The organism is Chryseosolibacter histidinae, assembly GCF_018598225.1.
GTDB classification, from domain to species: Bacteria; Bacteroidota; Bacteroidia; order Cytophagales; family Cyclobacteriaceae; genus Chryseosolibacter; species Chryseosolibacter histidini.
The window spans coordinates 18,228-30,166 of the sequence record NZ_JAHESF010000005.1 but is presented as its reverse complement, the minus strand read 5'-3'; the positions used below and the strand labels follow the sequence as shown (position 1 = coordinate 30,166).

The window sequence follows — 11,939 nt, the reverse complement described above, 5'->3', positions numbered from 1 at the left end:
TTAGAGTATTATTTTCTTAAGCACCGCAAGAAATGCCTTTGCAAAAACTACGGAAGGATAACTTTTCAATGCCTCCTTTAAATAGAACAGGGATCTGGATTTATTGTTTTCGATGACAAAGATCAGCGCTATAAAACAAAACTTTCTCGCCTTGAACCTGTTATAAAACCTGCCGTAATAGCGCTTGAAAACATCGTCGGCTTCCAGGTTCTCAAGGATCAGAAGAATCGACCTTTCAACTTTGGCAGCCTTCAGTTGGTTCAGGCTTCGCTGGCTATGCTCGTACACAACACTGGTCACCCGGTTATCACAATGAATGGGATAACGCGCCGCCAACCTGAGCCATAAGAACCAGTCTTCAGAAAGAATTGCGTCACGACTTTGAATGAAAGCGATCTCGTTCAATGCGCTCTTTTTAATGAAGATGCTGTTACATTGTAAACAATTATCAAAGATGAGCTCTTTATTCACTGTATTTGTAAACTGATCGCGCCGCGCCAACACCTTTCCCAGCTCGTCTTTGATCTCATATCCGGTATGTAAAATTTCAGGAGCTCCTCTTTTCGCTACGGCCTCATGTGCAATCTGCAGGTGTTCAGGATAAAACATGTCATCGGAATCCAGAAAGTTGACGTATTGTCCTGCGGCACGCTCAATTCCGTAGTTCCGTGCGATGCTGCGCTCCTCGTTCTGCTTATAAAAATATTTGATGCGCGCGTCCTTGAACTTTGCCACTGCATTTCCCGTACCGTCAGTGCTGCCGTCATCAACCACAATTACCTCGAACGAATGAAAGGTCTGATCCAGCACAGATTGGATGGCACGTTCCACCAGGCGTTCGCGGTTATAAACCGGCATCACAATACTGAAGAATGGATTGCTCATCGGATCTCAAATAGTTTTTGCTTTCCTTCCTGTGCAACAGTACGATTAGCCATTACATCTTCCTGAAGTCTTTCTCTGAGCTCCGTATAGTCATGCCGTGCTTTTTCCCAGGCAACGCTCAGGCGCTGCTGATCAAACGGTGGCTTTACGAGCAAACCTCCGTTGGGAAAGAATTGAGATACGTGCTCAAGCTTGGGTGAAACACCCAGGCAAATGGGAACAACGCCCAGCAAAGCTCCAAGAATAGCTCCGTGAGCGCGCGCTGTAATGATGATATTCTGCGATGCCAAAATTTCCAGGAAGCTTTCCATCGAGATAACTTCCGGGTCCCAAACCACCAGCCGGTGACGTGAGGAGAATCGCCGTATATATTCCTGGTCATGATTTTTATCGAACGACAGGAAAGTAACTTCCGCATCTGTGACCGAGCTTAAGAATCCTTCCACAGCAGAAAACAACTCTTCCTGGCGTGATGGAACATCCTGCAGCAGGATCCCGAGCTTGTTTCCGAATGTCTTCTCTTTTTTTGCTTTCAGTTTCTCCGGAACCCAATAATCAGACAAGAAGGCCAGGTCTGTAAACTTAAACCGTTGCCCTGCGAAACTCATGGAAGCCAGGAATTGCATGCTGACATCATCTCTTACAAACAAGGCCTCAAAAGACCCGATCTCTGCAAGGTGCCTGAAAAACAAGGTCGATCGTTTTGAATAAGGGCCGATGCCAATTCCGACGCCATGTTGCTTCCTGAAGCGAATGTGCCTTGGTTTGTTGAAGGCAACGCGGAGCAGACGATCGACGCGGTGTGCAACGCGTGATCCGGCTACCTTAAAGATCGTGTTGATCACGCCATAGACTGCGGAACCCTGCTTTACATCAAAAAAAACCCCACCCCCGCCGTTGAATACAAGGTCGTACTCTTTCTTGCTCGTCCAGTCAATCAATTCAGGTTCCTCACCCAGCAGCTGCCATATGTATTGATTATATGCGGATGACCTTTTAAACCCATTCAGGTTGGGTGTATGATTTGAAAATATATCGATCGAAGCTTCCGGATATTTTTCCTTCAGCAGGTTGTACGACACGATCATTAAAATATCGTCACCCAGGTTGCCAAAACCGTAATATCCTTTGAGGAGAATTTTGTTGACGGGGATTTTAGCTGGCATAAGCGCTCGCGACCTTTGTTACTTTTCTGTAAATGCAATGCTTGTGCTGCTGGTGGACTTTTCTGTTGCTGGCATCGAACTTATGCACAAAACCGCTATTCTTCACGGAAGGGGTCGACACTATTTCAAATTGTGACGAGATCTCAGAGTCCTCAAAGCGAAAATTACTGTTATAGATCACCAAAATTCCGTTTGGCGCCAGGAGGTTAGTTAATGAGCTAACGGTCTTCTCAAATTTCTCGAACGGATAGATTGCCTCACAATTCTCAACGTCTTTGGTATCTTCCCAGCGGCATAAAACTGAAAGGCAGAAGATCGCATGATACTTTCCTTCTGCCGCGAGGTTGGCATCATTACTTAAAATGAATTTTATCCAAGGATCCGTGTTCTTATCACTCGCCTTTTTCAAATTGCTTTTATTGATGTCGGCGCCGACAATGAAACCCTGCGGAAAATATTTTCTAAGTGAAAAACACTCTTCGCCCGTGGAGCAACCGAACGAAAGCAGCTTTATCTCATCCGATGGCAATCCCTTCAGCGCTTTTTTCGCTTCTTCGAAAAGTTCCGGGTACCGGTCAGCTGACGTCACTGACGTTAACTGGTGCTGGTCGGCATAAAACTGCCTGAAAAATTTTTTAACCCTGTTTTTCTGAAGGATCCATAGTGCGTCAGTCTTCGCTTTGATCTTGTTTCTTAACACGTTGAGGTCTGCCATCGGTTTATGATTTTAAAATAACCAGGAGAATAAAGATCAGGGCAACAATTGCAAAATCCCTGAAAATAATTTTCGTATTTAGTCTGGTTAAACGGAAAATAAAAAAAAGATTTACGACACACAACACCATCGTTGTGGCGCTATACAAAATAATGGAAAGCACAATATCCTTATAATATACTGCACCAATCCACAGCACAAGCAACTTGATAAGCGTGAAGGTGGTGTTAATTAAAAAGTTAAGCCGTTCACGGAACAAGATCCTGAAAAGCACAGAGAGTGGATAAGCAGGCACTGTAAAAACAGCACCTATTGCCAGGTAGGAAGCAAACGTACCCGACAGCTTCCATGCTTCGCCGAACACCAGCGTAAAGATCCAGTCACTGGTCAGAGAAAAAACAACCAATGGCAAAACGCTGAACAGGAACAGTTTTTTATAGAGGCTCTGCACATGAAAGCCCAACTGGTCGGGATTTGTCTGTTGGGTTTCGGCGGCCTTCTGCAAGAACACCGTGGTTGAAGAATTGATCATGATCGATAACGGCATGGTCACAAGACTGCCTGCCAGCGAGAAAAATCCAGCATGCGAGGGAGGGAACGACAGGGAGAAAAAATATATCGGAAGCTGCGTGCTAAGATTATTAATGACCATACTGGATGTTATGTAGGTCGGGTAGCCCCTGAACCTTTTAAAGGTCTTCCAAAGGGAAGGCTGATGGTTTTTCCTCAGGTTCGCGAAGTCTTTCCGCAGTTTAGCGCTTATCTTAAAAATGCTCTCAAAAGGATAAAGCAGCAAGTTACCACCGATCATCCCCATGGGTACCGGTTTGATCATGCCGGCTAACAGCGCAGCACCCTTGCTAAAAACAACTGAGAATACTTTCGTTATGGCCGTCCGCTCGAATTCTTTTAGCCGGATATTCCAGCCTACCAACAAATTATCAAGGCCCATCAAAAAAAAATAGACAGGGATCATGAATGCATATGCCCCTAACTCTATGTCACTCAGAAATCCGAAGATGGGATGTTGAAAGAACACGATGGCAACGGTGATGAGTCCTGTACTCAACAACAACACTATAAAAGTGAGCTTCAGCAAATCGTAGAATTCATTGTCATCTTTTGCAGCGACAAAGCCAGACGGAAACTGGAACGTGGATACAGGAACGATGCTATTGACGATGGCTGAAAAAAATGCAAATATTCCATAGATCTCCGGACCATACACGCGTGCAATAAATGGTGTAAAAGCAAAACCCAGGGCAAGGGAGATTGCATTTCCTGAAAAGGTTAAGGCGAGGTTCCTTGCAAATGATCCTTTGATCTTTATTCCCCGGCGGATCTCATCGAAATGCTGATGAAGTCTGAATATCATAGTCAAGTTCTAGCCACTAGTTACAACAGTCCCTGGAAAGTAATCTCATGGCCCTGTATTATTTTATCTAAGTATTAATACGCTATTTTACCTCAGTATTAATACGGTGTCACCTTGTATTAACATTTTATAACCTTGCGAATTAAGGACCATTTTTCACATCGACAACTGCAGTCCGGTTGTCCCTTCAAACTTCAGTATTTCGCAAAGTAATTTAATATCTTAAAATTGCAGGAAGATGCGATATAAAATCCTTTTTTTAGTTCCCTACCCACTCAAACAAGCACCTTCTCAACGGTTTCGGTTTGAACAATACTTTGAAAATCTTGCGCATCACGGTTTCGAGTTCACCGTTCAGTCGTTTTTAGATTCCCATAACAACAAACTGTTTTATCAACCTGGGAATTCCGCAAAGAAATTGTGGATCATTTTTACAGGATTTGTCGGGAGAATACTCATACTCTTCCGGGTTCCTGCTTTTGACTACATCTTTATCCACCGGGAAGTTACTCCCCTTGGCCCCCCGGTGTTTGAGTGGGTCATCGCGAGGGTTCTCAGGGCAAGAATAATCTACGACTTCGACGACGCAATTTGGCTTACCGACCGAAAGGCGGAAACAGGCATGCTTAGTCTGCTGAAATGGCGAAACAAAGTTGCCTCCATCTGCAGGTGGTCTTACAAGGTGAGTTGCGGGAATAGCTACCTCGGAAATTATGCCCGTCAATACAACAGATCAGTTATTTTTAATCCTTCTACGATCGATACCCGGCATGCGCACAATCCCGGTATGCACCCGGCAGAAAAAACCAACACTATACGCATAGGCTGGACGGGTTCACACTCCACACTCAAGTACCTGAAAGAGATTGAACCGGTTATCGGAAAGCTCACGACAGAATATCCGAACCTTGAGTTCATGGTTATTGCCGACCGCGCTCCGGATCTGAAGATCGATAAATTGAAGTTTGTGCCCTGGCGTGCAGCGACAGAGATCGCCGACCTTATGCAGTTCGATATCGGCATCATGCCTTTGCCTAATGATGAATGGACTAAGGGGAAATGTGGATTCAAGCTGCTGCAATACATGGCGCTTGAGATTCCCGCCGTTGCATCATCGGTGGGAGCAAACCTCGAGATCATCACACAAGATGAAACAGGGTACCTGTGCGCGACCCCTGAGGAATGGTATATCGCGTTGAAAAAACTTATCGACAACAGCGACCTGCGCCTTCAGCTCGGGAAGCGTGGAAGAAAATTGGTTGAAGCCCGTTATTCGGTGGTTTCCAACACCTCCAACTTCCTTGCGCTTTTTGAATAATCGTTGATTAGCACAAAGGCTACCACCAGGCAAGGCAACATGGGAATTTTATAACGCACCAGTGTTCCAAAATTGAATGTCGACACGCCTACCGCGAAAGCAAACGTAATGGAGAAAACGAGCAGGAAAAGAACATTGGGCTGAACAAGCGCGGCAGCTCCTCCCCTGGCCATCCGCACCAGCAGATACACAGCAAAGATCATCAACGCAAGGCTCTCCAGCGCCGAAAGCAGCATCAGCGGATTTTTCACTTCCCACAAATAAGGCCGGAACAAAGAAACGTTGACGGCCTGAGGCGCCAGGTTCACCATAGAGGATATTGATCCATCTAACTCGCCCAGAGAATAACCAGAGCCAGCGTCACGCCCCGTCCAGTAGCGGATATCATAAGCAGTGACCTGTGCGGTTTTCGACAACATGCTCAACGAATATTTCTCATTGTCTTCACCCGCCTTCAGAATTGAAAAGTAAGCAAACCCCAGCGCAAGCGACACTGTTATTGGGAAAAGCATGATCTTCAGCGCTTTTGATCTGATACGGCTGAAATTGAACATAAATACCCAGATGACAGCCGCGGGAAAGAAAACCATTAAGATGTAAAACTTTACAACATACAACATGTACAGCGCCGCAACGAGCATGATGAAACCTGTCAACGACATTTTTCTCAAATTGAAAATGCGATGCATCTGGAATATAGCTATGCCCAGGCAACCGAGGGTGAGTGTGTCTTTCAGAAGGCCCGATCCCCAGAAAAAAACAGAAGGAATAAAAAACGCGGCGATGGCAATACTCCTGTGAAGATGCGGGTACTGCCTGTAAAAAGTCAAAAAGAACATCCACATTCCGGCAAAGCTGAAAACCGCAAAGAGTACTGCCGTGGCGGAGTAAGAAGAAAACGTAAAAATATCAAAGATAAAAGCGACGCGCACCACGGCATAGGAGCCCGGATCGGTAAAGAAAAGAATTTTGGAAGCGTAGTTGTAGATGCCCGTGGTATCTGTACCGTCATTGAAAAAAAGCTTGAAGATCTTATCAGGCGATTCGAAAAGCGCCGTCCACAAATGCCGGCTACCAAACGTGTGATAATTATAGGTGTCGCCACCATCGTAATAAAACTGATATATAAATCCTACTGCCAGGGCACCAATGATCCGTACGGTTAAGGCTGGAAAAAAATACCGCCACGTGATGTGATCCGTAAACCTTGGCCTGACAATATACGCCACGGCATACACCAGCATAATCACCAGGGGCGTAACGATCATGTCGCGCAGTTCCATGTTAGCGTGTTTGTCTACTGTCTCTTTACCTACTGCCTACTGGCTCAATCCCCCTTCTTCTCAATACTCTTCAACCTTCTCTTCGCATCCTTAAAAGCTTCGTCCTTACGGTCGGCTTTGTCTTTCACCATTTTGAAATACTTTTTTGCTTTCGCTTTGTCGCCCTGCTTGCCGGCGATCTCGCCCAACGCGATGAGTGAATAAAGATAATAACCCGAGTCGGTGGCATCTATCTGCTCCGCGAATTTCAGGCAAAGCTCATAGTACTTCTTGGCATCGTCAAGCTTCTTGCGCGACTCGTTGATCTGCCCGAGAAAAAAAGCAGCGTACCTTCCGCTGGTAGCTTCATAACCAACCATGCCGCTGTCGATGCGGTGAAGAATGTCCAGGCACACAGGCTCCGCTTCTGCATAACGGCCCATGGAATACAACATGCGTGCATAGTAGCGGTGAAAGAAAGGATTGTCAGGATAGTTCTCGATCAGGTAGCTGCTGATCTGCAGCGCCTGGAACTGATCGTTCTCATAACTGTTCAGAATGCGCATCAGCCACACCATGGCTTCGGTGCGTGTATAAAAGGCGTTGTATGAAACTTCCTTGAGCTGTTTCAGTCCCAGGGCTTTGTCACCTTTCGGGAAGAACCAGAGCAGGGGCCTGAGCGCCGGGTAGTTTTCCGGTACCCACACCGAGAAATAGTTGTACAGGGCATCGCCGAACAGGAGCTCAGGGCTTAAGTTCTGGGCTACTTTGCTTTCTTCCAGGTAATCCAGCGCATCTTTGCCTACCGAGGCTGCCTTGCGCCAGTTCTTTCGCTCTTCATCGGAGTAAAGGCGTCCCTTGAAACCGTAGGCCGCTGCCAGAAAGAAGGAAGCTTCGGCTTTGTAGGCCGGGAACTCGTCATACAGTCTTTCCGCCACCTGGATGGTGGTATCCATATATGCCAGAAACGACGCGTCGTGCGACTGGTCTTTGGTGTTGGGCATGATCTTCCACCATTCTATGAGGCCCATCAGGAAATAAGGAAGGGGATGCCAGCCATAACCGGTCTTCAGGCTGTTGAATTTTTCTTCGGCCTGGGGAAATTTAAAATTATAAAGATCATTCAACGCCTGGGTACACTGCAGTTGCACCTCGGTATCGCTTAAAAGAATGATGATCGTATCTTTTTTTGCAGGATTCTGTGACGATGCCTCAAAACGAGCGACAAACAGGGAAGCAAAAAGAAAAAGCGCTACTTTATGGGCAAAAAGAGGTGAAACCATTCCTTTTTTATTAGTTCTATCTTTGCCGAAGATCATCATAAACTCCCAAACATAACAACTGGCAGGTGAATTCCACATTGACAAACGAGGGCGAAGCTAAATCATTATTTGCTGCCGACAAAAGACTGCTGTTCGTGCTGCTTTGCCTGGGTACCTTATTGCTCCTTTTTATCAAAATTTCGTTTATCGAAAACGAAACGGCCGCTTTTGAGTTCCTGCAAGACAGGCCGGAAGGTATGGTGCTGCGGGTGATCAACACGCTCAAGTACTTCTCCATCCCCTTCGTTTACCTATGGAAGTTCACGGTGATCGCGTTCGTGATCTGGATAGGCTGTTTTATGTACGGCTATCGGGTAACCTATGCCCAGTGCTGGGGCGTGGTGATCGGCGCCGAGTACATTTTCCTCGTTCCGGAAGTGTTAAAAATACTCTGGTTCATGACCATCCAGACAGACCCCTCCTACCACGAGATCCGGGCCTTTTACCCGCTTTCGCTCATGCATTTCTTCGACTACTACGCCATCGACAAACGCTGGGCTTACCCGCTGCGGGCGCTGAATGCCTTTGAAATAGCCTACTGGTTCATGCTGGTGAGCGGCATTCACCACTACGCCAGGAAAGAGAAAAAGATCGTATGGCTGATCGTTGCCTGCTCCTACATCCTGATCTTCCTGCTATGGCTCGTCTTTTATGTGATCGTCTATAAATAAGTTACCGGTTGCCAGTTGCCGGGTGGCCAGTTGCCAGTTTCGTTCAGTGCTTAAACTCTATTCGGTGCTCCGTTTCCAAGTGACTGAAACATAAACGTGAAACCCGTGGCCATCCCCAACCGGCTATCCGGCAACCGGTAACTGGCAACCGATATAATTCTTCGGCTAAAGACTAAAATTTCCCTTATTTTCGGGCTTTTATTTTTGAAGCAACTTATACACATGAATTTTCAAAAGCACAATAACATAGGCGGATGGGTGGTATTTGCGATCGCCCTCATTACCTACTGGCTCACCATGGAACCAACCGCCAGCTATTGGGATTGTGGCGAATTTATTGCCATTGCCTATAAACTGGAAGTTTCTCACCCTCCGGGAGCACCGCTTTTTATGCTGATGGGCCGCCTTTTCTCCTTCCTGTCATTTGGAGACGTAACCAAGGTAGCCTACTGGATCAACTTCAGCAGTGTGCTGGCCGGCGCGTTCACATCTATGTTCCTGTTCTGGTCCATCACCCTTTTCGGACGCAAGGTCATGCGCATCACCAGATCCGAAGAGCTGACCGACGACAGAACCTGGGTGTTGATGGGTGCGGGCCTGGTGGGTTCGCTGTGCTATACCTTTGCTGACTCCGCATGGTTCTCGGCAGTGGAGGCGGAGGTTTATTCCATGTCGTCGTTCTTTACTGCCTTTGTTGTGTGGGCCATGCTGAAGTGGGATGTGATCGAAGACGAATCGAAAGCAAACCGCTGGCTGCTGCTCATCTTTTACATGATGGGCCTCTCCATCGGTGTTCACTTGCTCAACCTCGTTACCATTCCCGCCCTGGCGCTGATCTATTATTTCAAGAAATACACGCCCGGTCCCTGGGGCATTGTGGCCACCATGCTGGTGAGCCTCTTCATTATCTTCTTCATCAACGACCTGATCATTCCCGGCCTGCCAGACCTCGCCGGTAAGTTCGAGCTGTTCTTTGTCAATTCGATAGGACTGCCCTTTGGCTCAGGTGCCATCTTCTTTGCCACGATACTGCTGGCGGCGCTCATCTATGGCATTGTGTGGTCGCAGAAAAAAGTGCGCGCCGTGCTCAACACCTTCCTGGTGGCTACGGCCTTCATCCTCATCGGATATTCGTCGTATACCATGATCGTGATCCGGTCTAATTTCAATACGCCGATCAATCAGAACGATCCGTCTGATATCATGAGCTTCGTACGCTACCTGAAAAGAGAACAATACGGCAGCCGCCCGCTGCTCTATGGGCAATATTTTACGGCGCAGCTTGTAGGATACGACCAGGGTGCACCGGTCTATGTAAAAGGTAAAACAAAATACGAGATCGCTGACCGCAAGCTGTCGTACAAATACGATCCGAAAGACCAGACCATTTTGCCCCGGATCTGGAGCACCGATCCCGAGCACCAGCGCATTTACCGCGACCTGCTCGAACTGCGCCCCGACGAGAAGCCGACTTTCGTCGATAATATCCGCTACATGTTTGTGCACCAGATCGGATGGATGTACGGCCGTTATTTCATGTTCAACTTTGCAGGAAGGGAAAGCGACAACCAGAACGCAAACTGGCTCAGGCCCGGACAGTGGTTTGAAAAACTGCCACCGACGCTGGCCGAGAACGAAGGCCGCAACAACTTCTTCATGATCCCCTTCATCCTGGGTCTTGTAGGTATGTTCTACCAGTCGGTGAACAACACGCGCAATTTCGTGGTGGTAGCCCTGCTGTTTGTGCTTACCGGTGTGGCGCTGGTGGTCTATCTTAACTCACCGCCTACCGAGCCCCGCGAACGCGACTATATCTACACCGGTTCATACTATGCATACTGCTTCTGGATCGGTTTTGCCGTGATCGCCCTGGCAGACTGGCTGAAGAAATTCACCGGCAATCTGAAAACCGCAGGCATCGCTGCTACCATCGTCTGCCTCTCAGCTCCCGTGCTGATGGCCAAAGACGGCTGGAATGACCACAACAGGTCAAAGCGCTATTTCTCGGTAGACTCTGCTATTAATTACCTGCAGTCGTGCGCACCGGGTGCCATTCTGTTCACGGGTGGTGATAACGACACGTTCCCTTTGTGGTATTCACAGGAAGTTGAAGGCGTGCGTACCGATGTTCGCGTTATTGTGTTGAGCTACTACAACACAGACTGGTACATCAACCAGACCATGCGCCAGACCTACGAATCGAAACCCTTCCCCTACACGCTTACCAGCCAAAACTATCGCCAGGGAGGCCCGAACGATTATCTTCCATATGATGAGCGATTCAATATTGCCAGCATGGACCTGCACCAGTTCCTCGATGCGCTGAAGAAAGATCATAAAGGACTGCGTTTGTATCCCAATGCCAATGCCACGCCTTCAAGGGAGATCACATTGAAGGTGGATGTTAATAAAGTAAGATCGCTCGGCATTGTGCCCGCAGAGCTCGATAGCCTGATCGTTCCCGTGATGCGCCTGAAGATGCGTCAGGGTGCCAATGGCCTGGAGAAGAAAGACCTTGCCATGCTCGATGTGCTTGCCACAGCCGACTGGGAACGTCCGCTCTACGTGAACAACACGTCGCTGGCACAATTCAACGTCGACCTGACGCCGTACGTGGTGCAGGAAGGTAATGCTTACCGGATCCTGCCAGTGCTCAACCCTGATCCGAACAACGACCTTGTGAATACGAAGGTGTCGTTCGAGAACATGACCAAGAAGTTCCAGTTCAGGGGCCTCGACGATCCTGATATTTACTACACACAGGATTACCGCAGCTTTGTTCAGAACCACCGCAGCAGCTTCAACTCACTTGCCCAGGCGCAGATCGCACAAGGCGACACAGCCAAAGCAAGGGAGACAATCCTGTTCAGCCTCGAAAAAATGCCCGACGAAGGTGTACGCTACGATTTCACCACAGCACAAACTGTAGAGCTGCTTTTTGAAGTAGGCGAAAAAGAGAAAGCAGTGCAGATCGCCACGTTGCTCAGCACCCGTTACGACGAGCAGGCCACCTACTACCTTGCCAAAAGAGAGTACGGTCGCGATGTGCAGATCCCGATCTTCCTGCTGGGCCAGCTCCAGCGCGTATTGTATGCTTATGGCGAATCTGACCTTGCCAAAAAGCTCGAAGAATCATACGACAGGCACAACCAGGCATTCCAGACCAGAACCATCAACAGGTCGGATTTTTAAGAACTGATTTTTGATAAAGAAGAAAGGCTGTCA

9 protein-coding genes are annotated in these 11,939 nt (G+C 47.8%); 3 read left to right on the top strand and 6 right to left on the bottom strand.

Annotation, left to right across the window (positions count from 1 at the left end; genetic code table 11):
• From KK083_RS06375 to KK083_RS06360, 4 genes are read right to left on the bottom strand one after another with little or no spacing between them, the layout of a single operon-like run.
• Window positions 1-885: a glycosyltransferase family 2 protein gene (locus tag KK083_RS06375; RefSeq protein WP_254161776.1), complete on the bottom strand. Its 885-nt coding sequence runs from the start codon at window positions 883-885 to the stop codon at window positions 1-3.
• On the bottom strand, window positions 882-2,051 hold the full coding sequence (locus KK083_RS06370; protein ID WP_254161775.1) for a polysaccharide pyruvyl transferase family protein: 1,170 nt from the start codon (window positions 2,049-2,051) through the stop codon (window positions 882-884). Before KK083_RS06370 ends, KK083_RS06375 begins: the two co-directional genes overlap by 4 nt.
• Window positions 2,041-2,766 carry a class I SAM-dependent methyltransferase gene (locus tag KK083_RS06365; RefSeq protein ID WP_254161774.1) on the bottom strand — a complete coding sequence of 242 codons (726 nt, stop codon included), beginning with the start codon at window positions 2,764-2,766 and terminating at the stop codon, window positions 2,041-2,043. Before KK083_RS06365 ends, KK083_RS06370 begins: the two co-directional genes overlap by 11 nt.
• A gap of 4 nt (window positions 2,767-2,770) precedes the next feature.
• Window positions 2,771-4,141 (bottom strand): lipopolysaccharide biosynthesis protein, encoded by a 1,371-nt coding sequence (locus KK083_RS06360; RefSeq protein WP_254161773.1) that lies wholly within the window; start codon window positions 4,139-4,141, stop codon window positions 2,771-2,773.
• 622 nt (window positions 4,142-4,763) lie between these two features.
• Between KK083_RS06360 and KK083_RS06355 the strand changes: the two genes are divergently transcribed.
• Entirely contained in the window at window positions 4,764-5,459 is a 696-nt protein-coding gene (locus tag KK083_RS06355) for a glycosyltransferase family 4 protein (RefSeq protein WP_254161772.1), read from the top strand.
• Here the strand turns inward: KK083_RS06355 and KK083_RS06350 are convergent.
• Window positions 5,411-6,742 carry a hypothetical protein gene (locus KK083_RS06350; protein ID WP_254161771.1) on the bottom strand — a complete coding sequence of 444 codons (1,332 nt, stop codon included), beginning with the start codon at window positions 6,740-6,742 and terminating at the stop codon, window positions 5,411-5,413. The genes KK083_RS06355 and KK083_RS06350 overlap by 49 nt on opposite strands.
• 44 nt (window positions 6,743-6,786) lie before the next feature.
• The gene (locus tag KK083_RS06345) at window positions 6,787-8,004 is read right to left on the bottom strand and encodes a tetratricopeptide repeat protein (protein ID WP_254161770.1); all 1,218 of its coding nucleotides are present in this window, start codon (window positions 8,002-8,004) and stop codon (window positions 6,787-6,789) included.
• A 65-nt stretch (window positions 8,005-8,069) separates the two neighbouring features.
• Between KK083_RS06345 and KK083_RS06340 the strand changes: the two genes are divergently transcribed.
• A complete protein-coding gene (locus KK083_RS06340) occupies window positions 8,070-8,714 on the top strand; it encodes a sulfate ABC transporter permease (RefSeq protein ID WP_254161769.1) in 645 nt (214 codons plus the stop codon).
• Between the two features lie 222 nt (window positions 8,715-8,936).
• Window positions 8,937-11,906, top strand: a complete 2,970-nt coding sequence (locus tag KK083_RS06335) for a glycosyltransferase family 117 protein (RefSeq protein ID WP_254161768.1) — start codon at window positions 8,937-8,939, stop codon at window positions 11,904-11,906.
• The last annotated feature ends 33 nt before the right edge of the window (window positions 11,907-11,939 follow it).